The sequence below is a fragment of the Enterococcus sp. AMC1086 genome (assembly GCF_058216575.1).
In genome coordinates, this window is record NZ_CM177100.1 from 1,012,046 (window position 1) to 1,038,282 (window position 26,237).

Annotated in this window: 20 protein-coding genes and 1 pseudogene; 15 read left to right on the top strand and 6 right to left on the bottom strand. The window is 36.2% G+C overall.

Annotated features, from left to right (window positions below; genetic code table 11):
- Positions 1–43: 43 nt before the first annotated feature.
- The 4 genes from AC4BC4_RS04790 to AC4BC4_RS04805 form a co-directional block, all read right to left on the bottom strand.
- A complete protein-coding gene (locus tag AC4BC4_RS04790) occupies positions 44–175 on the bottom strand; it encodes a hypothetical protein (RefSeq protein ID WP_438758616.1) in 132 nt (43 codons plus the stop codon).
- A 126-nt stretch (positions 176–301) separates the two neighbouring features.
- Positions 302–2,224, bottom strand: coding sequence for a PTS fructose transporter subunit IIABC (locus AC4BC4_RS04795; protein WP_438758617.1), 1,923 nt, complete (start codon positions 2,222–2,224; stop codon positions 302–304).
- A 149-nt stretch (positions 2,225–2,373) separates the two neighbouring features.
- Positions 2,374–3,288 carry a 1-phosphofructokinase gene (gene pfkB / locus AC4BC4_RS04800; RefSeq protein ID WP_438758618.1) on the bottom strand — a complete coding sequence of 305 codons (915 nt, stop codon included), beginning with the start codon at positions 3,286–3,288 and terminating at the stop codon, positions 2,374–2,376.
- Complete coding sequence (locus AC4BC4_RS04805) at positions 3,285–4,037, bottom strand: DeoR/GlpR family DNA-binding transcription regulator (RefSeq protein WP_490476950.1); 753 nt, start codon at positions 4,035–4,037, stop codon at positions 3,285–3,287. Before AC4BC4_RS04805 ends, pfkB begins: the two co-directional genes overlap by 4 nt.
- Before the next feature lie 184 nt (positions 4,038–4,221).
- Between AC4BC4_RS04805 and AC4BC4_RS04810 the strand changes: the two genes are divergently transcribed.
- The gene (locus AC4BC4_RS04810) at positions 4,222–5,700 is read left to right on the top strand and encodes an alpha-amylase (RefSeq protein WP_490476951.1); all 1,479 of its coding nucleotides are present in this window, start codon (positions 4,222–4,224) and stop codon (positions 5,698–5,700) included.
- 360 nt (positions 5,701–6,060) lie between these two features.
- On the opposite strand, the gene AC4BC4_RS04815 is transcribed toward AC4BC4_RS04810, so the two are convergent.
- Positions 6,061–6,804, bottom strand: a complete 744-nt coding sequence (locus AC4BC4_RS04815; protein ID WP_490476952.1) for a MurR/RpiR family transcriptional regulator — start codon at positions 6,802–6,804, stop codon at positions 6,061–6,063.
- A 172-nt stretch (positions 6,805–6,976) separates the two neighbouring features.
- Between AC4BC4_RS04815 and AC4BC4_RS04820 the strand changes: the two genes are divergently transcribed.
- The 13 genes and pseudogenes from AC4BC4_RS04820 to AC4BC4_RS04880 all read left to right on the top strand — a co-directional run bounded on the left by AC4BC4_RS04820 (position 6,977) and on the right by AC4BC4_RS04880 (position 23,096).
- Positions 6,977–8,314, top strand: coding sequence for a 6-phospho-beta-glucosidase (locus AC4BC4_RS04820; RefSeq protein ID WP_490476953.1), 1,338 nt, complete (start codon positions 6,977–6,979; stop codon positions 8,312–8,314).
- Complete coding sequence (locus AC4BC4_RS04825) at positions 8,314–9,336, top strand: Gfo/Idh/MocA family oxidoreductase (protein WP_490476954.1); 1,023 nt, start codon at positions 8,314–8,316, stop codon at positions 9,334–9,336. Before AC4BC4_RS04820 ends, AC4BC4_RS04825 begins: the two co-directional genes overlap by 1 nt.
- A gap of 35 nt (positions 9,337–9,371) precedes the next feature.
- The gene (locus AC4BC4_RS04830; protein ID WP_490476955.1) at positions 9,372–10,652 is read left to right on the top strand and encodes a PTS sugar transporter subunit IIC; all 1,281 of its coding nucleotides are present in this window, start codon (positions 9,372–9,374) and stop codon (positions 10,650–10,652) included.
- 15 nt (positions 10,653–10,667) lie between these two features.
- Positions 10,668–10,955 (top strand): annotated as a pseudogene (locus AC4BC4_RS04835) (family 1 glycosylhydrolase); the annotation flags it as partial.
- 509 nt (positions 10,956–11,464) lie between these two features.
- The gene (gene pcrA / locus AC4BC4_RS04840) at positions 11,465–13,717 is read left to right on the top strand and encodes a DNA helicase PcrA (protein WP_490476956.1); all 2,253 of its coding nucleotides are present in this window, start codon (positions 11,465–11,467) and stop codon (positions 13,715–13,717) included.
- A gap of 178 nt (positions 13,718–13,895) precedes the next feature.
- On the top strand, positions 13,896–15,941 hold the full coding sequence (gene ligA / locus AC4BC4_RS04845) for an NAD-dependent DNA ligase LigA (RefSeq protein ID WP_490476957.1): 2,046 nt from the start codon (positions 13,896–13,898) through the stop codon (positions 15,939–15,941).
- Positions 15,942–16,140: 199 nt separating this feature from the next.
- On the top strand, positions 16,141–16,446 hold the full coding sequence (gene gatC / locus AC4BC4_RS04850; protein WP_438758627.1) for an Asp-tRNA(Asn)/Glu-tRNA(Gln) amidotransferase subunit GatC: 306 nt from the start codon (positions 16,141–16,143) through the stop codon (positions 16,444–16,446).
- Positions 16,446–17,915 carry an Asp-tRNA(Asn)/Glu-tRNA(Gln) amidotransferase subunit GatA gene (gene gatA / locus AC4BC4_RS04855; RefSeq protein WP_490476958.1) on the top strand — a complete coding sequence of 490 codons (1,470 nt, stop codon included), beginning with the start codon at positions 16,446–16,448 and terminating at the stop codon, positions 17,913–17,915. The genes gatC and gatA overlap by 1 nt, the downstream gene beginning before the upstream one ends.
- Positions 17,915–19,345, top strand: a complete 1,431-nt coding sequence (gene gatB / locus AC4BC4_RS04860) for an Asp-tRNA(Asn)/Glu-tRNA(Gln) amidotransferase subunit GatB (RefSeq protein WP_438758629.1) — start codon at positions 17,915–17,917, stop codon at positions 19,343–19,345. Before gatA ends, gatB begins: the two co-directional genes overlap by 1 nt.
- A gap of 16 nt (positions 19,346–19,361) precedes the next feature.
- Positions 19,362–20,411, top strand: a complete 1,050-nt coding sequence (locus AC4BC4_RS04865) for a diacylglycerol kinase (protein WP_438758630.1) — start codon at positions 19,362–19,364, stop codon at positions 20,409–20,411.
- Positions 20,412–20,843: 432 nt separating this feature from the next.
- Entirely contained in the window at positions 20,844–21,485 is a 642-nt protein-coding gene (locus AC4BC4_RS04870) for a deoxynucleoside kinase (protein ID WP_438758631.1), read from the top strand.
- Positions 21,486–21,593: 108 nt separating this feature from the next.
- Positions 21,594–22,967 carry a 23S rRNA (uracil(1939)-C(5))-methyltransferase RlmD gene (gene rlmD, locus AC4BC4_RS04875; protein ID WP_438758632.1) on the top strand — a complete coding sequence of 458 codons (1,374 nt, stop codon included), beginning with the start codon at positions 21,594–21,596 and terminating at the stop codon, positions 22,965–22,967.
- Positions 22,968–23,096, top strand: coding sequence for a hypothetical protein (locus AC4BC4_RS04880; RefSeq protein ID WP_438758633.1), 129 nt, complete (start codon positions 22,968–22,970; stop codon positions 23,094–23,096).
- A gap of 1,918 nt (positions 23,097–25,014) precedes the next feature.
- On the opposite strand, the gene AC4BC4_RS04885 is transcribed toward AC4BC4_RS04880, so the two are convergent.
- The gene (locus tag AC4BC4_RS04885; protein WP_438758634.1) at positions 25,015–25,386 is read right to left on the bottom strand and encodes an iron chaperone; all 372 of its coding nucleotides are present in this window, start codon (positions 25,384–25,386) and stop codon (positions 25,015–25,017) included.
- Between the two features lie 111 nt (positions 25,387–25,497).
- Between AC4BC4_RS04885 and AC4BC4_RS04890 the strand changes: the two genes are divergently transcribed.
- Positions 25,498–26,043: a DUF1697 domain-containing protein gene (locus AC4BC4_RS04890; protein WP_490476959.1), complete on the top strand. Its 546-nt coding sequence runs from the start codon at positions 25,498–25,500 to the stop codon at positions 26,041–26,043.
- The last annotated feature ends 194 nt before the right edge of the window (positions 26,044–26,237 follow it).

Here is a 26,237-nt window from a genome sequence, read left to right on the forward strand (position 1 = left end):
TTTTTTATCTCTGAACTTACTTTTTACCAACTATCGACAGAGCTTACGTAGTTCTCTCTGAAATAACAGCAGAGAGTTTATCCAAACATTTGTCAGTTGCAATAGCAAGGGCTCCTTCTTTGGCAGCTACTTTAGCAGGTACAATGCTAATACTGCTTTGTCCGTTCGTGATCAATATTACATTTCCTAATAATTTATTCGTCTAAAAAAAACTCTACAATCAAGTTATTCAGCAAGTAAAAACCTCAAATGAATGAGAACGAGGTCTGCATCATTTGAGGCTTGATAATCATGTTTAAGTTTATTGAGGAACAGGTTTTTTTACAATCCCTAAAATCATAGCGGAAACGACTGCACCAATCGCAATAAATACTAGATATAGAATTGGGTGACTTAATAATAATGCCACGAAGATTCCACCATGAGGGGCTAAAAGGCGAATTCCAAAACCACCTACTAAACCACCAGCTAGTGCTGAACCAACAACAAAACTTGGAATAACACGTATAGGATCTGCTGCAGCAAAAGGAATTGCACCTTCTGTTACAAAGGATAGACCCATTACTAGGTTAGTTAAACCAGCATCTTTTTGGTCTTTTGTAAATTTATTTTTAAAGATCAATGTTGCGATAAAAATTGCTAATGGAGGAACCATACCACCGGCCATAACAGATGCCATGATGATACTACCGCCTTCTGTAACAGTCGCAGCAATCGAAGCTGTACCGAACACATAAGCTGCTTTGTTGATTGGACCACCTAAGTCGATCGCCATCATACCACCAAGTAAGGCACCTAAAAGTGCGGCATTTGTGCCATCTAAACTTAATAAGAAACCATTTAACCCGTCATTGATGATTTTCATTGGGACGTTGACTAAAAGCATTAAACCACCAGTAATCAGTAATCCAAAGACAGGATAAAATAAAATCGTTTTGATTCCGTCAAGTGATTTTGGTAAGCCTTTGAAAACTTTTTTCAAGAAAATAATAACATATCCGGCTAAGAACCCGCCGACTAAAGCACCTAGGAAGCCTGCGCCACCTGTATTAGCTAGCGCACCAGCAGCAAAACCTACGATTAATCCTGGTCGATCCGCAATACTTGAAGCGATGAATCCGGCTAAAACGGGTAACATAAATCCAAATGCTGCGCCTCCAATTTGGTTAAACCAACTTGCGGCTTCATTATAATTGCCAAGCATACTCAATTGGTCTTGAGGAACACCGATAAATTGATCGATCATAAATGAAAGTGCAATGGCAATTCCGCCACCAATAACAAATGGTAACATATGTGACACACCATTCATCAAGTCTTTATAGATTCTTGAACCAACAGAACCATCTGCAGAGCCATCTTCTTCACTAGAATCTGATTCAGAACTATGGAAAGTTGGAGCGGTTCCGCTAGTTGCTAAAGTTATCAATTCTTCTGTTTTACGGATCCCATCACTCACTGGGCGGTTTACTAACTCTTTACCGTCAAAGCGATTCATTTCAACTTTTTTATCAGCAGCAACGATCACACCATCAGCACGGGCAATATCTTCTGCTGTTAAGCGATTTTTAATCCCTTCGGAACCATTTGTTTCAACTTTGATATCAATGCCCATTTCTTTCGCTTTTTTCTTTAAAGCATCTTCTGCCATATAAGTATGAGCGATTCCAGTTGGACAAGCTGTAACGGCAACGACGAATTTACGATTTGTATCCTGATTATTATTAGATGCTTCTTCTAGTTGTTCTTGTCTTTCTTCGGCTTCTTTCGCTTGTTCAGCAGATTGAAATAGATTTTGAACATCTTCAGGTGTTTTTGTTTCTTTTAATTTCGCTACAAAATCAGGATCGATCAATAGGCGAGATAGGGCAGCTAAAGCTTGCAAGTGAGTATCATTAGCGCCTTCTGGAGCTGCAATCATAAAGAATAAGTAAGTCGGCTGTCCGTCTAGTGCTTCATAATCAACACCTTTGTTGCTTTTAGCGAATAGAACAGTTGCTTCTTTAACAGCACTATTTTTAGCATGTGGCATTGCAATTCCATCACCAAGGCCGGTTGAAGTTTGTGCTTCACGGGCTAAAATTCCTTCTTTATACTCTGTAATATCAGAAATTCTACCACCATCATACAATTTTTGGACCATTTCATCAATTGCGCCTTTTTTATCGGTCGCTTGCAAATCCATGATCATCACGTCTTTGACTAGTAAGTCTTTGATGTTCATTGTTTTTCCTCCTAATTATATAAGTAACAATATTCCGCACAAAAGCTGAATGAGCTCGCGCATCCTCGAAAGAAAAATAGGAAAGATTGAGAGGGACATTTTTTGCCACAAACGGTTTTTATCTTTTTTCGAGAAATTAAGTCATGTCATTAGTTGATTTTTTCAATTTCTACTTCAGAGATCAATTCATTAATTAAATCTACTGAGGCTAGATCATCTGAAAAGGCAGTCGCACTGCCACATGCAACGCCCCATTTAAAAGCTTCAACAGGATCATTATTTTTAGAAAATGTTCCGACAAAGCCTGCAATCATAGAATCTCCTGCGCCAACAGAATTTTTCAGGGATCGTTTCAATACATTTGAACGATAAATTCCTTCTTTTGTGAACAACAAGGCACCGTCACCCGCCATTGAAATGATCACATGTTTGGCGCCATCATCTAATAAACGTTCTCCAAACGGTAAAATATCGTCTATCGTTTGAAATTCTACATCAAACAATTCTGCAAGTTCATGATTGTTTGGTTTGATGAGCAAAGGTTTTTGTGGCAAAGCATTCATTAAATCTTTACCAGTAGTATCAATGACAAATTCAGCATTCTTATCTTTGATAATTTGAATCAATTCTTCATAAAAACCTTTTCGGAGTGATGCAGGAGTACTCCCAGATAAAACGACAATGTCCCCTGATGAAATCATGCTTAATGATTTTTTTAAGTCTTGCATCTCTTCATTACTGATAGCGGGACCTAAACCGTTGATTTCAGTTTCAGATTCAGATTTTAGTTTGATATTGATTCGAGTATCTTCTCGAACTGTTGTAAAGTTAGTTTGGATTTGTTCTTTTGTCAGCCAATCAGAGATAAAATTACCTGTAAAACCACCTAGAAAACCAAGAGCTGTTGATTCAGCTTGAATTCTTTTTAAAATTCTGGAAACGTTAATGCCTTTACCGCCGGGTAGTTTAAAATCGTTGGTCATTCGGTTCAAATCGCCTAATTTAAGTCCTTTTACATGAACGATATAGTCAATTGAAGGATTTAATGTTACTGTGTAGATCATTGTACTGCCTCCTTTATCGTTGTTTTTTTCTGGAATTTTTCAAGTAACTCAGGTGAACATTGATTGGTGAGAATAATGACATCATCAAGTTCGGTGACTTTTGTGAAAGTTACTTTATTTAGTTTTGTTTGGTCGATCAAGACATAGGCTTCTTCTGCTTGAGCGATAGCTAAGCGCTTTAATGCAGCTTCTTCAGGATCGGGTGTTGTTAAACCAAACTCAAGATGGGCACCATTCATTCCCATAAAAACTTTATTGAAGCGAAAATGACTGAGTTGTTCCATTCCTGTAGAACCCACGATAGCTTTTGTAGATAGCTTTAGTGAACCGCCAAGAATAATGGTGTTGATATTTAAATCGCCAAGCTTTGCTGCATGATGGACAGAATTAGTAACAACTGTGATATTTTTTTCAACTAAAAATGGTAGCATTTCTAAAGTGGTTGATCCTGCATCCAGATAAATAACGTCACTATCATGAACAAATTGAGCAGCGAGGAAAGCAATTTCTTGTTTTTTTTGCGTGTTTTTGACTGATTTCTCAGTCATATCTTGTTCGAAGCCTAGATTCAAGATTCGTTTTGCTCCACCATGAACCCGTTCTAATAATTCTGCATCTTCTAATTCTTGTAGATCTCGACGTATCGTTGATTCAGAAGCGTTCAGAAGTGTAGATAATTCTTGAGACTTAACAATAGATTGTTGATCTAATAAACGTAAAATTGCTTGATGTCTTTCTTCTGTAAGCATTTTCAAACCTCTTTTCAATGTCTATAATAGCACATTAAATTGACTGATGCAATCAAAAACGGTCAAAAACGGTCAAGAACGAAATAAAACGATTATTCAAGGCATTGATAGATAGGATTCTATTATTTGACAAAGATGTTTGTTCTTTGGCTTAATGAGAATAGAGAAAAACGGAGGGATAAGTATGAATAATCGTACAATATTACAAGGATTTGAATGGTATCTTCCAGCAGATTGTAAGCACTGGCAACGTCTAACTGAACTAGCAGAAGAATTATATAAAAAAGGGATCAATGGTATTTGGCTTCCTCCTGCATATAAAGGGGCAAATGGTTTTGAGGATGTTGGCTATGCGCCTTATGATTTGTACGATTTAGGAGAATTTGATCAAAAAGGGACAATTCCTACTAAATATGGGACAAAGAAAGAATATTTGGAGTGCATCACAGCTTTAAAAAGAGCTGAAATAGAAGTTTATGGTGATATTGTATTTGATCATTTTATGGGAGCGGATGAGGAAGAAAATGTTTCAGCCGTAAAATATCGTTCAGATAACCGAAATGAAGCAGTTAGTGGGAAAGAAGAAATTTCAGCTTGGACGAAATTCACTTTTCCAGGCAGAAATCAAAAATATAATCGTTATATTTGGACGTGGAGAAATTTCTCTGGCGTTGACTTTGATGACCGACGAAAAGATCATGGGATTTTCAATTTTGATGGAAAGGGTTGGGATGAAGAGGTTGATAATGAAAATGGCAATTACGATTATTTGATGGGATGTAATTTGGATATGGAGTACCCTGAAACGGTTGACCAATTAAATAAGTGGGGCCAATGGTATCAAGAATTGACGGATGTCGATGGGTACCGTTTAGATGCTGTAAAACATATTCAGTTCAATTATTTTGTCGATTGGTTATTAAATAGAAGAAAAGAAAAAGGTAAGGATTTATTTGTAGTCGGAGAATATTGGAATGGTGAACTTGAAAAACTGACGAATTATATCGATAGTTCAGGAACCTTGATTTCTTTATTTGATGTACCTTTACACTATCATTTTTATGAAGCAGCAAACTCTGACGGCCACTATGATATGCGAACTATTTTTGATGGAACATTGGCAAAAGAGCGTTCGGAATGGGCGGTAACCTTTGTTGATAACCACGATACTCAAAAGGGACAAAGTTTGGAGTCTTGGGTCGATGGATGGTTCAAGCTTCATGCGTATGCGTTGATTTTGTTGCGAAATGCTGGAACACCTGTTGTATTCTGGGGAGATTTATTTGGTATTCCTTCACAAAACGTGGATAGAGTGGGAAAAAATTTAGAGCTATTACTAAAAATTCGTGAAAAACTAGCTTATGGAAGCGAAATAGATTATTTTGATGATGCCAATGTGATCGGCTGGATCAGAACAGGCAATTTTGACAGAGAAGAATCAGGCTATGCAGTTGTAATGACCAACGCTCAAGCTGGCGAAAAAAAAATGACGATCAGTGCAGTGCATGCTGGAAAAACATTTGTGGATATTTTGAAAAATAATGATGCAAAAGTAACTTTGGACGAAACAGGTGGCGGGATATTTCCTGTGAATGGTGGAGAAGTTTCAGTTTATGTAAATGAAGAAATCGTAGAAAAATTAACTAACGTAATTGATGAATAGTAGGCGAGAGTCGTTCATTGTTTGAGTTCGTGAGAGGCAAAAAAGAGCGTGACATCTGAAGAGTAAATAAATTTAATGATGTCTATTCTTTTGGTTTTCATTAGCCTTATTTCATTACTACTTTACGAAAATTTTTTAAATGGTTTTCTCGTAGGTGAGCATAAATGTAAAAGCTCCTTTAACTGATATATGAACCCCGATTAGAGTATAAACAGACTGTATAGATAGGCGATGATGGATCATCTACTTATGCAGTTTTTTATCGTCTTTGGAATAGTTGATTTAAGGGTGAAACCAGGACACATCTTTTTTAGTCTGACTCTGTTGAATTAAGTGGACATAGCGCAAACTGCTGCTACGTCATTTTTTCATGTTATGCAGTGATTTTGCAAGGTATTCAATAATAAATAACGGAGGCAGTTGTGAGGTGATGTCTTGTTCCCACAATCTTTCTTCTGCGATATAGTAAGGAATATTCACGCTGGATAATTTTGCAATCGTTGAATTAGCAGTATTTGTAATTGAAATAATAGGTGTATCTTTAAAGCTATAGCTGCTAAGGTAATGGATGATTTCTTTTGTTTCACCTGAAACAGAAAGAGCAATGACACATGAGTTTTCCAATAATTGTTTGGATAGATAATTTCTAGGATTAGTAATAGGGTCTTCGATCCGGAGAGCCATTTGGAAAACAGAAGAAAAATATAAGGCACCGTATTCTGCCATGACATTAGACGAGCCCACTCCTAAAAAGAGAATTAGTTCTTTATTCATAATAATGGAGATCGCTTCTTTGATTTTATCCTGAAATTGCTGTTCGTTTACACGAGATAAAAAATTAACGTGGCTGGATGTATCGATCATGATCGTTTCAGACTGTTTTTTTTCTTCATTTAAAAACAAACGAAGGCGAATTCTGAATTCTGAAAAGCCTTCACATTCAAATTTAGTACAGAATCGTTGAATTGTGGCAACACTTGTATGTGTATTTTCTGCGAGCTCCCTGATTCTCATAAAGACGACTTTATCCATATGATCAACGATATAGTTATAGATATCATAGTCAAGAGGAGATAAAACGGGTGTTTTTTCTAAAAATAGCACAATATTCATCCTTTCTAGATAATACAGTGTGTATCTTTGTTGATACAATTATTATTATAGCGCTTACATATCTAACCTGTAAAGAACTATTATAAATATTAAACGTAGATGCTATACTTCATCAATGAACTGGAAAATAACAGTATAAAATTAGATCGTAGAGGTGCAGAGGATGGATAAAAAGTTAAAAGTTGTAACGATCGGTGGAGGATCAGGATATACACCGGAATTAGTCAAAGGGTTTATCACTAGATATGAAGAAATGCCAATTGATGAGTTATGGTTGGTTGATGTAAAAGAGGGAGCAGAAAAATTAGCAATCATTACAAAGCTTTGTCAAAAAATCATTGATAAATCTGGTTGTCCAATACAATTGAGGTCAACTCTAAATCGAAGAGAGGCCTTAAATGATGCTGATTTTGTATTAACGCAGATTCGAGCAGGTCAATTATCGTCAAGAGTAAAAGATGAAAATATACCATTAAAATATCGTTTCGTGGGACAAGAAACAAATGGTCCCGGAGAGTTATTGAATGCATTTCGGACAATTCCTGTGATGATCGATATTTGTACAGAAATGGAAGTGTTATGTCCAGATGCCTGGCTGATTAATTTTGCCAATCCAGCTGGAATGTTGGCAGAAGCAGTATTGAATCATACGAACTGGGAAAAAATGATCAGTATTTGTAACGGTCCGTTAAATATAGAGCATGCAATTGCTGATGCATTAGGCGTTGATCGAAAACGTGTTTTCGCTGAGTTTGTAGGGTTGAATCATTTGGTTTTTGCTAAACGTATTTTGTTAGATGGGAAAGAGGTGACAGCTTCTGTTGTGGATCAGCTAGTACGTGGGGAAGTCAAAATCGACAATCCAGGGGTTTCAAACTGGGATGCTGATTTTCTGACCGGAATTCAAGCAATTCCAATGAGCTATTTACAATATTACTGGAAAACAGATGAGGTATTAAAGGCTGAACATCAGGCAGCAAATAACGAAGGCTCACGAGCAGTAGTTGCAAAAAAACTAGAAAAAGAGTTGTTTTCAGTTTATGCAGATAGTGATCTTGATGACGTACCAGGGATATTGTCTCAAAGAGGCGGAGCAGGGTATAGCGAATGTGCTTGTGATTTGATTTTATCGCTACACACAGACAAGCGGGATGTTCAAACGGTCAATACCCGAAACATGAGAGCCATTGATAATTTAGCATTATCCGATGTCGTTGAGGTCAATTGTCTGATTACTAAAGCTGGTCCGATTCCGCTGACAACTGGAAAATTACCTGATGCGTTAAATGGTTTGATCCAACAAATGAAAGCTTTTGAAAAAGTAGCCTGTGAAGCTGCTGTGACAGGAGATTATCAAAAAGCCTTAGTTGCCATGACGATCAATCCATTAGTTTCTTCTGATACTAAAGCAAAGGAGATTTTAGATGAGATGTTAATCGCAAATGAAGAGTATCTACCTCAATTTGATTTGACTCATTTGAAAATAAAGGAGGTCATTTAATGAAAAAATTAGTAATGGCGATTGTCGGATACGGAAAAAGTGCTAAAAGATACCATCTTCCATACATTAAACTAAGAGAAAATATCCAAGTGAAATACGTCTGCGATTTAGCCTTAACAAAAGAAGATTTAGAAGAATTAAGTAAGCTAAATATAACAGGAGTGACAGATTTAACTGATGTTCTGGCGGATAAAGAGGTTGCTGTAATTACACTGTGTACACCACCAAAAACTCACTTTTCTCTTGCAAAAGCTTGTCTAGAAGCTAAAAAAAATGTAATTATAGAAAAACCATTCTGTGAAACAATGGAGCAAACACAAACGTTGATTCAATTGGCAAAGAAAAGCAATGTCCATGTGATACCTTATCAAAACAGACGCTTTGACAGTGATTTTTTAACCTTAAAGAAAGTGATCGAAAGAAACTATGTAGGAAAATTGATTGAACTGGAAGCACATATTGATTATTATCGACCGAATACAGAAAAACGTAAAGGAACGATTCTTGATGGTAGTTTTTATGGATTAGGTGTGCATGCTGTTGACCAGATAGCTTCCCTATTTGGAAAGCCAGATACTGTTTATTATGACTTGAGAAATGTTCAAAATAATGAAAGTACAGTGGATGATTACTACGATGTGCAACTTATTTATGGGGCATTGAAAGTGATTCTGAAATCCAGTCAAGTTGTGGCAAAATTGGGTCCACGTTTTAGATTGTTAGGCACGACAGGCATTTATGAAAAATATAGTCCCGATCAACAAGAAAATGATTTGAAATTAGGGGTTTTTCCTGGAGATGCAGGCTTTGGTTTGGACACTCCTAAAGAATATGGCGTTATTTCCTATAAAAATGCTAATGGTGATTGGATAGAAAAAGCGATAGTTTCTGAGACAGGTGATTATGGTTGTTTTTATGATGGAGTAGTTGAGATGATTTTCCACGATGCACCAAGTATTGTCAGTGAAGAAGAAATTCGGGTCACAATGGAGATAATGAGCGGAGCTTCGTTTGGTCATTAGCTATAAATAGAAAAATAGAGTTAGGGGAGCGTAAAATGGACAAGTTTATTGATGTGTTTCAAGACAAAGTTATGCCTGGTGTTCTAAAAGTTAGTGAGAATCGGTTCTTGGTTGGAATCCGTAATGGGATCGCTGTGACAATGCCGTTGACGATCATCGGGAGTGCCTTTTTGATTGTTGCTAACCTTCCATTTAATGGTTGGACTGAATTTTTGGGTAGTTTTGGCATCAAGTTAGGAGTCCCGATTGGTTTTACATTTGGTATTTTGGGATTGGTAGGTTGTGCAGGAATTACTTATTATCTTTCTGAAACATATGGGATTGATCCAATCAATTCAGTTGTTTTAGCGATGTCATCCTTTTTAATGCTGCAAGCGTCCAAAGATTGGAGTATCGATATAGCAACATTAGGTGCTTCTGGATTGTTTACCGGAATTGTTACGGCAATTTGGACAGTCTTGATTATTAATTTCTTTATTAAAAAGAATTTGATCATTCGGATGCCAGATGGTGTTCCGCCAGCAGTCTCTAAAAGTTTTGCTAGTTTAATACCAGGAGCAGCGATTATCGGTTTGGCTTGGATTATTCGTGTGTTATTGGAATTTGATGTCAACAGCTTCGTTCAATGGATGTTTTCACCATTAGCAACAGGATTAAACACGTTGCCAGGCATGTTGCTGTATACATTTATGATTTTGTTATTATGGTGTGCGGGAATTCACGGAAGTAACGTAATGGGCAGCATTGGAGATCCGATCTTTCTAGCCTTATTTGCAGCGAATACAGAAGCTTTCTCAAGAGGGGAGCCATTACCAAATATTTTTGTTGGTGGGTTTTATATAACATTTTTATGTTATGGGGGAACTGGTTCAACATTAGGCTTGGTTATCAATATGCTGATGTCTAAAAGTAAGTCATATAAATCATTGGGGAAAATGGCATTACCATCAGCAATTTTTTGTATCAATGAACCTATCATTTTTGGTTTTCCCATCGTGATGAATCCGATCATGATGATTCCCTTTATAATTACGCCGTTGCTTCTTTGTATCGGGACTTATATTTTAACCGTAACGAATATTATTGGGCGAATTGCGTTTAATCCGCCATGGACGACACCGCCTTTAGTGAATGCATACTTAGCAACTGGAGGAAATATTCCGGCTGTGATTTGGGGCGTTGTATCATTACTGCTGAGCGTGGCTATTTATTACCCATTCTTCAAAATTTGTGAAAAACAAGAACTAGCTAAAGAAGAAACACAGATTCAAAAAGAGATGGAAACAGAAAAAATAGCAGTAGCTGAAATCGGCTAAGAAAAATGGTTGGTGATGAAAGAAACGTTTCTTTGGGGCTGAGCCGTTGCAGCGCATCAAATAGAAGGTGCTTGGGATCAAGATGGGAAGGGAATCAGTGTTTGTGATGTACTAATCGCTGGTTCTCATAGTAGGGCTATGGAAATTACCTCGTCAATTCAAGAGGATATCTATGATCCAAATCATTCTGGTATCGATCATTATCACGTGTATAAAGAAGATATTGCACTATTTGCTGAACTAGATTTTAAAACATTTCGGATGTCGATCGCGTGGTCGCGAATTTTTCCTAATGGAGATGAAAAAATCAATTATTGGCTAACATTTGCTGATAATAAATATTGTCTCATCCTTATTTTATAAAAGTTCAGCACAAACAAAATGGAATTGAGATAATTGAAATCCTACGAATATTATTATTTTAGTGAGGCTCATTTATTCCTATTTTTGAGCAAAGAGATTACAAAAAGCATCTGTATCAAATGATACGGGTGCTTTTTGGGTTAATTGGAGGCTAGAACAAACGGCAGGAGCAAAAGTAACGCTTTCGGAAATAAGTTGTTCATAGACTAAATGATGATGGACTAAAAATGATATTAAGATACGCTAACTCTTTTTTGACAATAAAAGAATTTTACTTCTAAAATCTTGTTTGACGGATTTAAGCTGTGCATCATAATCTAAACATCCATTGTGATAAGTATCATTAAAATTTTTTGTATGTTATTACGCAAGGTTTGTTCTATCTGTTCAGCTTTTGTGTTTTTTTTGGTATAATGTATAAGATTGAAAAAAGAGAGAGGACGTTGATGATGGCACAAGAAAACGCCTTGATCCAAGGTATGAACCCGAGACAAAAAGAAGCCGTTCTACATACTGAAGGGCCTTTATTAGTTATGGCGGGTGCAGGTAGCGGAAAGACAAGAGTTTTAACTCACCGTATTGCCTACTTAATTGAAGAAAAAGATGTTAATCCATGGAATATTTTAGCAATCACATTTACCAATAAAGCCGCAAAAGAAATGAGAGAACGGGTTGGAAAGTTATTAGAAGTTGGCGGAAATGATGTTTGGGTTTCGACATTTCACTCGATGTGTGTGCGTATTTTGCGCCGTGATGTCGATCATATCGGTTATAATCGTAATTTCACGATTATTGATACTTCTGAACAGCGAACGTTGATGAAGCGAATTTTGAATGAACTAAACATCGATATAAAGAAATATGATCCTCGTTCGATTTTAGGTACGATCAGTAACGCTAAAAATGAACTGCAGACTCCTGAAAAAGTAGCAGAATTACAAGGAACACCTTACGAAGAAGTTGTCGCTAAATGCTATAAAATGTATCAAAAAGAATTAAGAAATAATCAGTGTATGGATTTCGATGATTTGATCATGAACACGATTCGTCTATTTAATGAGCATCCTGATTCGTTGAGCTATTATCAAAATAAATTCCATTATATCCACGTAGATGAGTACCAAGATACTAACCATGCGCAGTACACATTAGTCAATATGCTGGCGGCACGTTTCAAAAATTTGTGTGTTGTGGGAGATGCTGACCAAAGTATTTATGGTTGGCGTGGAGCAGATATGCAGAATATCTTAGATTTTGAAAAAGATTATCCTGATGCCTCTGTGATTATGCTAGAACAAAATTACAGATCCACCAAAAAAATTCTTGATGCAGCGAATAACGTAATCAAAAACAATAGCAATCGCCGAGATAAACAATTATGGACAGAAAATACGGATGGAGAAAAAATTGTTTATTATCGTGGTGATAACGAGCGGGATGAAACGCAGTTTATTGTGGGGCAAATCCAAAAAGAAATACGCGAAAAAGACCGTATCTATGGTAATTTCGCAGTTTTATATCGCACGAATGCTCAATCTCGAGTAATGGAAGAAATGCTGCTTAAATCGAATATTCCTTATACGATGGTTGGCGGACATAAATTCTATGATCGTAAAGAAATTAAAGATATTTTAGGATACTTAAACATTATCTCCAATTCAATGGACTCACTTAGTTTTGAACGAGTAGTCAATGAACCAAAAAGAGGCATTGGTAAAAGTTCTGTCGAAAAATTAAGAAGTTTTTCTCAAATGCATGGCTGGTCATTACTCGAGGCTTCACAAAATGTAGATCTAGCAAATATTTCAGGTAAGGCTGGTAAAGAATTAGGGAGCTTTGGGATGATGATTCAAGATCTGACACAGATGATTCCATATTTAACGATCACTGAATTAGTGAAAGAAGTGTTGGATCGCAGTGGTTATCGTGAAGAATTAGTCAGACAAAATAATTTAGAATCGCAAGCGCGCTTAGAAAACTTAGATGAATTCTTAACCGTTACCCAAGAATTCGACAAACGTTACGAACGTCAGGATGAAGAAGAGGCAGATGCGCCAGATGAAAAATTAGCGGTATTTTTAAATGATTTAGCGCTTGTTTCAGACTTAGATAATTTAGAAGAAAGTACCTCTCAAGTAACGTTGATGACACTGCATGCAGCAAAAGGACTTGAATTTCCAGTTGTCTTTTTGATTGGGATGGAAGAAGGCGTCTTTCCACTATCTCGTGCCATGTTAGAAGAAAGTGAATTAGAAGAAGAGCGCCGTTTAGCCTATGTAGGCATTACGCGAGCAGAGGAAATTTTATTTATCACAAATGCCTTTTCTAGAACGTTATATGGAAGAACACAATACAATCGTCCCAGTCGTTTCTTAGATGAAATCGATGAAGAATTGTTAGATTTACAAGGTTCGATTGCTTCACCAGCACTTACAAGAACCTTTGAACCAAAAGTATTCAAACCATCTTATGCACAGCCGACTAGACAGCCAGTAACGGATAAAGTTGCCAGTGGTGGAGAATCAATGGCCTGGCAAGCAGGAGATAAGGTCAGACATAAAGCGTGGGGAACAGGTACAGTCGTTCGAGTTGGCGGTACCGCTAAAGACTTGGAATTAGACGTAGCTTTTCCTGAAAAAGGCATCAAGCGCTTATTAGCAGCATTTGCTCCGATTGAAAAAATATCTAGCGACAAGGGCTAAATTTAGGGGAAATGATCTGGACGAACCTTTTGTTTTCGATATGTTTTCTAGCTCCGCGGGCCTGACTCTAGGAAAAAAGATAAAACATATCTGTGACAAAGAGCGTCACAAACATATTTTCCTATTTTTCTGCGAGCCTAGACGGGCCCGCTACGCTTTTAAATTAGGAGGAGTAACTATGGCGGAAAAGCCACTAACATTAACCGAAGCGACAGATAAAGCAAAAGAGCTACGGACGCAGTTAAATCAGTATTCTCATGAATATTATGTAGCGGATAAACCGACCGTAGAAGATTATGTGTATGATCGCTTGTACAAAGAATTATTAGACATAGAAACCGAATATCCAGATTTGATCACTTCTGATTCACCAACGCAACGAGTTGGCGGAAAGATTTTACAAGGCTTTGAAAAAGTTACGCATGAAGTGCAGATGTATAGTTTAAATGATGGTTTTAGTAAAGAAGACATTTACGATTTTGACGAACGCGTTCAAAAATTAGCGGGAAAATCTGTCAGCTATTGCTGTGAGCTGAAAATTGATGGATTAGCTATTTCATTAAAATATGAAAACGGCAAATTTGTTCAAGGAGCAACTCGTGGTGATGGAACAGTTGGTGAAAATATCACGGAAAATCTAAAAACAGTTAAATCGATTCCTTTAGAATTGAAAAAACCAATTTCAGTTGAAGTCCGTGGCGAATGTTATATGCCAAAACTATCATTTGTGAACTTGAATAAAGAACGAGAAGAAGCTGGACAAGATGTCTTTGCGAATCCAAGAAATGCAGCAGCTGGAAGTTTACGTCAATTAGATACAAGTATGGTTGCCAAAAGAAATCTTAGTACTTTCTTATATACAGTTGCTGATTTTGGTCCAATGACCGCAAAAACACAGTACGATGCACTGAATGAACTATCAGAAATCGGCCTTAGGACCAATCCTGAAAAAAAATTATGCCAAGATATCGATGAAGTCTGGGCTTATATAGAAGAATATCATGAAAAACGGTCAGAATTACCGTATGAAATCGATGGGATTGTAATTAAGACGAATGAATTTACGATTCAAGACGAGTTAGGTTTCACTGTCAAAGCACCTCGTTGGGCAATCGCTTATAAATTTCCACCAGAAGAGGCGCAAACAGTTGTAGATGAAATCGAATGGACGATTGGGCGTACAGGGGTTGTCACACCCACGGCTGTAATGCAACCAGTTCGTGTGGCAGGTACGACTGTTAGCCGTGCAAGTTTGCATAATGCTGATTTCATTGAGATGAAAGATATCCGTTTAAATGACACTGTGATCATTTATAAAGCAGGAGATATTATTCCAGAAGTGGCGCAAGTTTTGACCGAAAAAAGAGATGAGAATAGCCAACCTTATGAAATTCCAACTCATTGTCCAGTTTGTGACAGTGAATTAGTTCATCTGGATGAAGAAGTGGCTTTACGTTGTATCAATCCAAAGTGCCCAGCTCAAATCAAAGAAGGATTGAATCATTTTGTATCTAGAAATGCGATGAATATTGATGGATTAGGTCCTCGGGTTTTAGAACAAATGTATGACAAAGAGTTAGTCGCAGATGTGGCAGACCTTTACTTTTTAACGCAAGAGCAGCTGATGACTCTTGAAAAAATCAAAGAAAAATCAGCAAATAATATCTATCAAGCAATTGCCGCAAGTCGTGATAATTCCGTTGAGCGCTTAATTTTTGGATTAGGCATTCGCCATGTGGGGGCTAAAGCAGCTAAAGTTTTAGCAGAACATTTTGGTGATTTACGTGTGATTAGCTTAGCGACCAAAGAGGAGGTCGTTGCACTTGATTCGATAGGTGAGATCATCGCAGATAGCTTAGTCACGTATTTTGAAAATGAAGAAGTGCACGAACTAATGGATGAGCTGACAAAAGCTGGAGTTAATTTTGAGTATAAAGGAATTCGTATCTCTCAATTAGAAGCTGTAGAATCGCCATTTAAAGATAAAACAGTGGTTTTAACGGGGAAACTTACACATTACAATAGAGAAGAAGCAAAAGAAAAAATCGAAAATCTAGGCGGAAAAGTAACTGGCAGTGTTTCGAAGAAAACGGATATCGTTGTTGCAGGTGAAGATGCCGGTAGTAAATTGACGAAAGCACAGGATCTCGGCATCGAGGTCTGGGATGAGCAGCAAATGGTTACCGCATTAGATAATAGCTATACAAAAGAAGCAGACGAATAGCTTAAAAATGAAACAAATCGAATTTTCGATGCTATTTTTTACATTTTCAGACTATTTTCTTCCATCTCTTTCAAAAATTTTTAGAATTTTATGATAGAATAAGAAAAAAGCTGTTTTTAAACGCGAAATATCGCATAACAGTATAAAAATGAACTAGTGAACTCTTGATAGAGTTTTTCTAAAGGAAAGAAGGGTATCCATGGCAATCAGTGAAGAACAAGCAAAACATGTAGCCAAATTGTCTAAATTGTCTTTTTCAAATGAGGAATTAAAAGACTTTACAGATCAATTAGGAAAAATCATCGACATGGTGGAATTATTAGAAGAAGTCGATACGGAGGGTGTTCCATTTACCTCTAATGTTGCGCAAGCAATCAATGTAATGAGAGAAGATGTCGTAACACCAGGTATGGATCGCAATGAACTAATGAAAAATGTGCCTGAATCAGAGAATGGCTACATCAAAGTGCCAGCGATTATCGATAACGGGGAGGCTGGTGCATAATGGAAAAATTATACGATAAGTCACTAACAGAACTGCATGATTTACTTGTCTCAAAAGAAATTACAGCAACTGATTTAACACAGGCAACATTGAACCGCATCAATGAAACTGAAAAAGATGTGGATTCATTTATTACGATCAGTGATGAAAAAGCGTTAGAATTAGCCAAAGCAATCGATCTTAAAGGGATTACTGAATCAAATCCTTTAGCGGGTATTCCAATCGGAATCAAAGACAATATCGTAACGAAAGATATTTTAACAACAGCAGCATCAAAAATGCTCCACAACTTCAATCCAATTTATGATGCGACTGTTATGGATAAAGTCTATCAAGCGGATATGATCCCTGTAGGAAAATTAAACATGGATGAATTTGCGATGGGGGCAAGTACTGAGACGTCGCACTTCAAGAAAACAAAAAATGCGTGGGACCATACGAAAGTTCCTGGTGGTTCTTCTGGTGGTTCAGCATCAGCCGTTGCAGCTGGTCAGATTCCAGTTTCTTTAGGAAGTGATACTGGTGGAAGTATTCGTCAGCCTGCTTCATTTAACGGAATTGTTGGATTGAAACCAACTTATGGACGTGTGTCTCGTTTTGGTTTAATTGCGTTCTCTTCTAGTTTGGATCAAATTGGTCCATTGACAAGAAATGTTAAAGATAATGCGTTAGCACTGAATGCAATCAGTGGTTTTGATGAAAAAGATGGCACTTCTGCGGGTGCGTCTGTACCTGATTTTACTGCGGGATTAACAGGAGATATCAAAGGCATGAAAGTGGCGTTACCAAAAGAGTATCTTGGTGAAGGTGTTGATGCTGGTGTTCGTGAAGCAATTCTTAAAGCAGCAGAAACATTTAAAGCGTTAGGCGCAACAGTAGAAGAAGTGAGTTTACCACATTCTAAATATGGTGTGGCTGTGTATTATATCATCGCTTCATCTGAAGCAAGCTCTAACTTACAACGTTTTGATGGTATTCGTTATGGTTACCGCTCTGAAAATGTGAAAAATCTTGAAGATGTATATGTAAATTCACGTTCTGAAGGATTTGGTGTCGAAGTAAAACGTCGTATTATGCTAGGAACGTTCTCTTTGAGCGCCGGTTATTATGATGCTTATTTCAAAAAAGCGGGACAAGTAAGAACCTTGATCAAACAAGATTTCGATACTGTTTTTGAAAAATATGATATTATCATTGGCCCTGCTTCACCAACTGTCGCATTTGGTTTAGGTGAAAATATCAATGATCCAATTACAATGTATATGAACGATTTATTAACGATTCCAGTCAATTTGGCGGGATTACCTGGTATGTCAGTACCAGCAGGATTTTCAGAAGGCTTGCCAGTCGGCTTGCAAATTATCGGTAAACCTTTCGATGAGAGTACGATGTACAAAGCAGCCTATGGATTTGAACAAGCAACGGATTTCCATACGAAAAAACCTGTGATCTTAGGGGGGAATGACTAATGAATTTTGAAACTGTCATCGGACTTGAGGTCCACGTAGAATTAAAGACAAATTCTAAAATCTTTTCACCTGCACCAGCACACTTTGGCGCAGAACCAAATAGCAATACAAATGTAATCGATTGGGGTTATCCAGGCGTATTGCCCGTAATGAATAAACAAGCACTTGAATTTGGTATGAAAGCGGCTCTTGCATTAAATTGTGAAATTTCTAAAGATACACATTTTGACCGTAAAAACTATTTCTACCCAGATAATCCCAAAGCTTATCAAATTTCTCAATTCGATCAACCAATTGGTCATGATGGCTGGATCGATATCGAAGTTGAAGGTAAAACAAAACGTATTCGTATTGAACGAGTGCATTTAGAAGAAGATGCTGGGAAAAATATTCATGGTGATGGCGGCTATTCGTATGTTGACTTAAACCGTCAAGGTACGCCTCTGATCGAGATCGTTTCAGAAGCAGATATGCGTTCGCCAGAAGAAGCGTATGCTTATTTAGAAGCAATCCGTTCAATCATCCTATTTACAGGCGTTTCAGATGTAAAAATGGAAGAAGGGTCAATGCGTTGTGACGCTAATATTTCTTTACGTCCATATGGTCAAGAAGAGTTTGGAACAAAAGCAGAACTTAAGAATCTGAACTCAATGAGTTTTGTTAAAAAAGGCCTTGCTTTTGAAGAAAAGCGTCAAGCAAAAGTTTTATTATCTGGTGGAGAGATCCAACAAGAAACACGTCGATTCGATGAAACAACGAATAAAACATTATTGATGCGTGTTAAAGAAGGATCAAGTGACTACCGTTACTTCCCTGAACCAGATGTACCACGTTTTGCGATCGATGATGAGTGGATCGAGCGTGTACGTCATAGCTTACCTGAAATGCCAGCTTCTCGTCGAGCTCGCTATATCAAAGAGCTAGGCTTACCGGAATATGATGCCATGGTTCTGACATTGACAAAAGAAATGTCTGATTTCTTTGAAGCTGCTTTAAATGAAGGAGCAGATGCAAAACAAGTTTCTAACTGGTTGATGGGTGAAGTTTCAGCATATTTGAATAGTGAAAAAATTGAATTACCAGATACAAAATTAACGCCAGCAAACTTAGCGGGTATGATCACATTGATCGAAGATGGCACAATCAGTTCTAAAATCGCTAAAAAAGTCTTTAAAGAATTGATCGAAAATGGTGGAGATGCCAAAGAAGTTGTTGAAGCAAAAGGCTTAGTTCAATTATCTGATCCATCACAATTGCTACCGATCATCAATGAAGTGTTAGATAACAACCAACAATCTGTAGATGATTTCAAAAATGGAAAAGACCGCGCTGTTGGCTTTTTAGTCGGCCAAATCATGAAAGCAACGAAAGGCCAAGCGAACCCAGGGATAGTAAATAAACTGTTACAAGAAGAATTGGCAAAACGCTAGAAAGTAGCAGATGATTATGAAAAAAGCAAGAGTGATTTATAATCCAACTTCAGGTAAAGAGCTAGTTAAAAAAAATCTAGCTGATATTCTTTCAATAGTGGAAGAATGCGGATATGAAACCAGTGCTTTTGCTACAACTCCAGATAAAAATTCCGCTAAGAACGAAGCACGCCGAGTTGCAGAATTAGGTTTTGACCTAATTGTTGCAGCTGGTGGCGACGGAACAATAAATGAAGTTGTAAATGGCATTGCTCCTTTAGAAAAAAGGCCGTCTATGGCGATCATACCTGCAGGAACAACCAATGATTATGCGAGAGCATTAAAAATTCCGAGAGACAATATTGTTAAAGCAGCAGAAGTCATCAAAAAAAATCAAACTGTGAAAATGGACATCGGTAAAGCAAAAGATAGCTATTTTATTAATATTGCAGCTGGCGGTCATTTAACTGAACTAACTTACGAAGTTCCTTCAGAACTTAAAAGTATTTTTGGTTACCTTGCTTATCTAGCAAAAGGGGCAGAAATGTTGCCTCGGGTCAAGCCAGTCAAAATGCGGATGGAATATGATGAGGGTGTTTATGAAGGCAATGCTTCAATGTTTTTCTTAGGACTGACCAATTCGGTCGGTGGTTTTGAAAAGATTGCGCCAGATGCAAAACTTGATGATGGGAAGTTTTCATTGATTATTGTGAAAACAGCTAACGTTTTTGAGATTTTACATTTAGCTGCATTAATGCTCAACGGTGGTAAGCATATCGAAGATCATCGTTTGGTCTATACAAAAACTAGCTATTTACACGCTGAAACGCTTGAACCAAATAGTCGTATGATGATCAATTTGGACGGTGAGTATGGTGGAGATGCGCCCATGGAATTTACTAATTTGCATCAGCACATTGAAATGTTTGCCAATGCAGATGCGATTCCATCCAATGCAATCATGGGTTCTGTCTTAGAGGATTACGATGAAGATGAAGACGAGTATCAAAAAACGAGTGAAGAGTTTGTAAAAGAAGTCGAACGTTTAACTGAAGAGGATATTGATAACAACGGAAAAATTGGTTGATTTATCAAAAATAAAATAGAAGTAAGTATCTAGGATAAAACAAATGCTTGTTTATCTTAGGTACTTTTTTAATGGTTGAATAAAATAGAATGGAATATGGTATGAGAAATATCTCATAATCGATGGCTAAGAAAGTGTAATATTGACTTGTGACTGAATCAAGAGTAAATTAAATAAATCATCAACGCTGCAAAAAAAATAATAGGATTTAGTGGATAAAAGGCTTGTATGATGTGGCTCAAATAGAAGTGCAAATGAGTTTAAAGATTGAGAAAGAGATACAGAAATCTTTTTTTCAATAGTATTATCGTATAAAGAGGTAATTCAAGCGTTTGGAGAGTGGCTTTATTGTTGTGTGTTTCATGAATACAATTTATGGCACGATCCATCGATTAAAAATAAAATAATAATGATTAATAGGTAGGGAGTTCGATGTCAGTGATCGTTTTAGCAGGTACAATTGGTGCAGGTAAATCAAGTTTAACCGAAATTATTTCAGAACATTTAGAATCAGATGCTTTTTATGAGTCTGTTGATGATAACGAAGTGTTGCCTTTATTTTATGCAGATCCTAAAAAATATGCATTTTTATTACAAATTTATTTTTTAAACAAGCGATTTGCTAGTATTAAACAAGCACTTTCTCATGAAAATAATGTGTTGGATCGCTCGATATATGAAGATTCTTTATTGTTTCATCTAAATGCTGACTTGGGGAGAGCGAATGAGACAGAAGTAAAAGTATACGATTCTTTATTAGAAAATATGTTACAAGAACTACCCTATGCAGCCAATAAAAAACGTCCGGATTTACTTGTTCACATTAAAATATCCTTTCCTAAAATGCTGGAACGTATTCAAAGGCGAGGGCGCCCTTATGAGCAAGTAGAACGAGATTCTTCATTATATGACTATTATAAAGAATTGAATAGCCGCTATGAAAAATGGTTTGAAGAATACAATGAGAGCCCTAAAATCCAAATTGATGGGGACAGGTACGATTTTATCGAAAGTGAAGAAGCAAAAAAACAAGTGATCCAGCTTATCGAAAATAAACTAGCTGAAATCAACTAAGTAGAAAGATTAATTTTTGCTTCTTTTAGCTGTAGAAACAAACTCTCTATTGCTTTTCTAGCAGTTTTTCATTAGAATGAGTGAAGCGCATAAAAGAAGGAGCGACTTATGAATAATTTTCCAGTAAACAAAAATGAAACAATCGAAGTTGATATTATTGATCTGACACATGAAGGAATGGGTGTTGCCAAAGTTGATGGCTACCCGCTTTTTATAGAAAATGCCTTACCAGGTGAAAAAATCGAAATCAAAGTCTTAAAAGTCGGCAAAAGTTTCGGCTATGGGAAAGTTTTGACTATCTTAAAATCAAGTGAAGACCGTGTACCAGTCAAAGATGCAAACTTTACTAAAGTTGGAATAAGTCCATTACAGCATTTAGCCTATGGTGCTCAATTGACTTTTAAAACAGACCAAGTAAAAAATGTGATGCAGCGCGTAGCAAAATTGCCAGAAGTTCCCGTATTAGACACACTAGGTATGAACAATCCATGGGGCTACCGTAATAAAGCACAAATTCCAGTAAGAAAAATCGATGATAAGTTGCAAACCGGTTTCTTCAGAAAAAATAGTCATGATTTAATTCCATTAGAACATTTCTATATTCAAGACCCTAAAATCGATGAAGCAGTCATCAAAATTCGTGATATTATGAGACGTTACAGCATCAAGCCATACAACGAATCAGATAACACTGGTAATTTACGCCATATCGTTGTTCGCCGTGGCTATCACACAGGGGAAATGATGGTTGTTTTAATTACCAGAACACCAAAATTATTCCCAACAAGCAAAATCATTCCTGATATTTTAGAAGCGTTGCCTGAAGTTGTCAGCATCGTGCAAAATGTCAATGCTAAAAAGACAAACGTGATTTTTGGAGATGAAACGATTCTTTTACACGGAGAAGATAAAATGATCGATACGATATTTGATTTGAAATTTGAGATTTCTTCTCGTTCATTCTACCAAGTAAATCCGCAACAAACAGAAGTAATGTATAATAAAGTCAAAGAATACGCAGCATTGACTGGTGAAGAAATCGTGGTGGATGCGTATTGTGGGATCGGTACGATCGGTTTAACATTAGCGCAAGATGCAAAGCATGTTTATGGTGTGGAAGTCATTGAAGAAGCAGCAAAAAATGCTGAAAGCAATGCAAAATTGAACAATATCACGAATGCAACTTTTACAGCAGGCTTAGCTGAAGAAGCATTACCAAGAATGATCGAAAATGACATCAAGCCTGATGTTGTGATTGTTGATCCACCGCGTAAAGGCCTAGAAGCGAGTTTAGTAGAAACCTTGATCGAAACCAAACCTGAACGTATTGTTTATGTGAGTTGTAATCCAGCAACATTGGCACGAGATCTTGCCCTACTAGTCGAAGGTGGCTTTGAAGTAAAAGAAGTTCAACCAGTGGATAACTTCCCACAAACAACACATATCGAGTCAGTGACTCTCATAACAAGGGCGGTGCAATAAATGGATACAAAGAAAAAAATGCTTGAATTGATTAAGAAAAAACAAGGCGGAGGCAGATCTGAAAAAATGGAAAAGCCTAAAAATGATCGTAAAAATATGCGAAAAGGTCCGAAAATTTATAATAAATAGAGTGTTTGAAGATACAGTAAATCAAGCAATTGGACATTAGGTCGTATTTAATAATAAAGCTAAAAAGGAAAATAGTATCGTTGAGGCAGCAGAAATCTTTTCTAAGAGACTGCTGTTTTTTTGTGACGAAAAAAATGAGATTAAAAAAATCCAACACGATGATGATCCTATGTAATATAAAAGGACAGTGGCTTTAAAATAAAAATGAATTTAAAAAGAATTAAAATGCAAAAAAAGATGATGCGGATGCGTTGAGTGGATGACCATTTAATTCGCATCAATTAGGATAAAAACACCAAATTGAAATTTTATTTCACTTTGTACATTATTTTCTAATAATCCAATTCAAACATTCACTAAAATCAGGAGAGAAAAGGTTCGTGATGTGATCGCAATATTTCTAGTTTTTTTACCTAAGCTATCAATGAATAAAAAGGTACTCATATATAAGGTTGTATACGTTTTTTGAAATTTTTTTCAAAATAGTCAAGGAACTTTATCTATATTGATAAAAAAATAAATTATAGTCTATATGACTGTTTGAACAAATATATGAAAAAAATCAAGCTATTCATAGTATTGTCCTATAGTTTATAGTTAGTCTTTACTTAAATCTAATTCAATTTAATAAAGGAATACTTTAAAAAACAAGTAGCTGCTTACCTTCTGTTTATTGAAATGGTTGGATACGACTCTATTATAAAAAGGAATAGCTGGTAAGCAGCTGCTTGAAAATAGTAGATTCTGCAACTCTACTATTTTTTTACTTGCAAGTTAGAACTTACCTTCCGCTAGGAAAATTCTAACTATTACTAGTGTACAAGAAATCATTCGCTACTTTTCGTTATTCAGTCGGGTAAATCTAAGGAAAATTATTTGTTTGTCTGTTTATTTATATTTTGCACATTGACTCGGCAACCTTTTTTTGACTGAATAGAAAAGCATGATGAGCGATTGATCTCAGTAACACTAGCTCGTAAACACTAAGAGTTTACTTTGGAAAGTTATCAAGAAAAAAGGAGAACTTAGTGTTTACTATTTATAAAAAGAGCGAAAAAAACGGCATTGGTCACCAACCAATACCGCGCAAGAGTTCAATAAATAATCATTAACCGATTAATTTACTAAAATTTGTAAAAAGTACTAGTATTTCTTACAAAAATTAGGTAAAATGAATAGGTCAATGTAACATTGACTCAGGCAACTTGTATTGTCAGTTCTGGCTGACGATACAGGGCTCTGTCAGAGGATTTGCAGTCTTCTTACAGAGTGCCTGTTTATTTTGTTTTTCGCTCTAATTATCTTATCATTATACAAAACACAAAAAAATGGTATTAGTCAGCTACTAATACCATGAAGCATTCAACAAATAAACATCGACAAATTCCTTGATTAAGTAAAAAAGACTAGCAATCTTTTCTTACTTTTAGTACAATAGGAATAGTCAATAGATATTGACGGAGGCAACTTGTATTATTAGTTCTGGCTTATAATACAGGGCTCTGCGGGATGATTTGCGGTCTTCCTGCAGGGCGCCTTTTTTTATTTGGTTTTGTAATATTATCTTAACTTAAAGATAGGACTCTAGTCAATAAGTTTTTAAAAATAGTAAAAATTAAACGAAATGAGTAAAAAATGAGTGTAGAACTATAAGCATAAGTGGGTTTTTGTCTAAAGAAATTCTTAATCTTTTGTTCGATGTTTAAAAAGTTTGATAGGAAGAATAATTAAAAAGGTGGACCATTCAATATACAAAAAAATCCCACCTTCATTTAAGTGGGATCAATTTCTATTTTATCTTTGGGGAAGATAATTAAGGGTTCTCTATGTCTAAATAATAATTGATTTAGAGTGATTTTACCACTTCAATAATTTCCGATTGATAAAACATTTTTGAATATAACAAGTCGTATAGAGCTTATTCTCTCCAAAATTTTGTGTAATTAATTTTCTCTTGAATGTTGTAATCAATTATTTTTTTCAATAATGAATAGTCGATTGGCTGGTCCCAAGTTATTTTGAAAAGGTTATCTGTATGTTGATAGCCAGATTTCTCGATGTCATCCTTGAAAGCTAAAATGGTGACTGTTTCTGGTGCGATTGAAATATGTTTTTTAGAAGTGCTGTATGCGATAATAAAGGTACCGTGGTCAGTAAACATAGGTTGATTCCATTTGATAACAACACTGAATTGTGGATAGGTTTTTATAGTCCAGTCAACTAATTCTTCTACACGTTGGCGGTGTTCTAGTTCACTGATGTTTAATAAAAAATCATTTATATCTTTCATTGCGATAGCCTCTTTTCTTTCTAGTTATCGTTTTCTTTATTATAATATAAGAGCAATATAGAAGACAATATTAGCATTTAATCAGGAATTATTTGGCTGGAGGAATCTAAAATGATAACGTATATAGCTTTATTACGTGGCGTCAATGTAGGGGGAAAAAACCGTGTGGTCATGGCAACGTTGAAAGAGTGTTTTGAACAACATGGATTTATAAATGTCGTTACCTATCTAAACAGTGGAAATGTTATTTTTGATAGTGAAGAAACGGAAATTTTACAACTGAAAAAAGACTGTGAAGCGTTAATTGAATTAAAGTTTGGGTTTGAAATAGCTGTTACAATTATATCAGGAACTGATCTGTTAGAAGTGCTAGAGCAGACGCCCAAATGGTGGAATACAGATAAAGAATCAAAACACAATGTTATTTTTATTATCCCGCCGACGACAAGAGAAGAAGTGAGTGCATCCGTGGGGGAAGCCAAAGAAGAATATGAGAAAGTTGCTTATCATGAACGAGTTATTTTTTGGTCAGCACCAATTAAAACATTTTCCAAAAGCCGTTGGTCAAAAATTGTTGGAACTAAGATATACAGTCGAGTTACGATCAGAAATGCCAATACTGTGAACAAGCTAGCAGAGCTTATAAAAAAAAGATAACTGAAACATTTAAAAGTATGTTGCCAAAAGAGAATGTAGTCGCCTCTGAACGGACCTTTATACTGTATTGAATCTTATTGATTTTATGATTATAATGAATAGTATGTTAAAAAAATGACACTGTGTTGGGTGAAAAATTAGTATGATCATTTATAAAAAATAATCTATTTATGATCAAAAAAGCTGGTTTACTA

Bases quoted from the DNA above. Each gene is read 5' to 3' on its own strand.
- AC4BC4_RS04830 (WP_490476955.1), top strand. From the start codon at position 9,372: ATGGACAAGTTTATTGATGTGTTTCAAGACAAAGTTATGCCTGGTGTT.
- AC4BC4_RS04810 (WP_490476951.1), top strand. From the start codon at position 4,222: ATGAATAATCGTACAATATTACAAGGATTTGAATGGTATCTTCCAGCA.
- AC4BC4_RS04820 (WP_490476953.1), top strand. From the start codon at position 6,977: ATGGATAAAAAGTTAAAAGTTGTAACGATCGGTGGAGGATCAGGATAT.
- AC4BC4_RS04880 (WP_438758633.1), top strand. From the start codon at position 22,968: ATGGATACAAAGAAAAAAATGCTTGAATTGATTAAGAAAAAACAAGGC.
- gatB (WP_438758629.1), top strand. From the start codon at position 17,915: ATGAATTTTGAAACTGTCATCGGACTTGAGGTCCACGTAGAATTAAAG.
- pfkB (WP_438758618.1), bottom strand. From the start codon at position 3,288: ATGATCTACACAGTAACATTAAATCCTTCAATTGACTATATCGTTCAT.
- AC4BC4_RS04805 (WP_490476950.1), bottom strand. From the start codon at position 4,037: ATGCTTACAGAAGAAAGACATCAAGCAATTTTACGTTTATTAGATCAA.
- ligA (WP_490476957.1), top strand. From the start codon at position 13,896: ATGGCGGAAAAGCCACTAACATTAACCGAAGCGACAGATAAAGCAAAA.
- AC4BC4_RS04885 (WP_438758634.1), bottom strand. From the start codon at position 25,386: ATGAAAGATATAAATGATTTTTTATTAAACATCAGTGAACTAGAACAC.
- gatC (WP_438758627.1), top strand. From the start codon at position 16,141: ATGGCAATCAGTGAAGAACAAGCAAAACATGTAGCCAAATTGTCTAAA.
- AC4BC4_RS04795 (WP_438758617.1), bottom strand. From the start codon at position 2,224: ATGAACATCAAAGACTTACTAGTCAAAGACGTGATGATCATGGATTTG.
- AC4BC4_RS04825 (WP_490476954.1), top strand. From the start codon at position 8,314: ATGAAAAAATTAGTAATGGCGATTGTCGGATACGGAAAAAGTGCTAAA.
- AC4BC4_RS04865 (WP_438758630.1), top strand. From the start codon at position 19,362: ATGAAAAAAGCAAGAGTGATTTATAATCCAACTTCAGGTAAAGAGCTA.
- AC4BC4_RS04890 (WP_490476959.1), top strand. From the start codon at position 25,498: ATGATAACGTATATAGCTTTATTACGTGGCGTCAATGTAGGGGGAAAA.
- pcrA (WP_490476956.1), top strand. From the start codon at position 11,465: ATGGCACAAGAAAACGCCTTGATCCAAGGTATGAACCCGAGACAAAAA.
- rlmD (WP_438758632.1), top strand. From the start codon at position 21,594: ATGAATAATTTTCCAGTAAACAAAAATGAAACAATCGAAGTTGATATT.
- gatA (WP_490476958.1), top strand. From the start codon at position 16,446: ATGGAAAAATTATACGATAAGTCACTAACAGAACTGCATGATTTACTT.
- AC4BC4_RS04870 (WP_438758631.1), top strand. From the start codon at position 20,844: ATGTCAGTGATCGTTTTAGCAGGTACAATTGGTGCAGGTAAATCAAGT.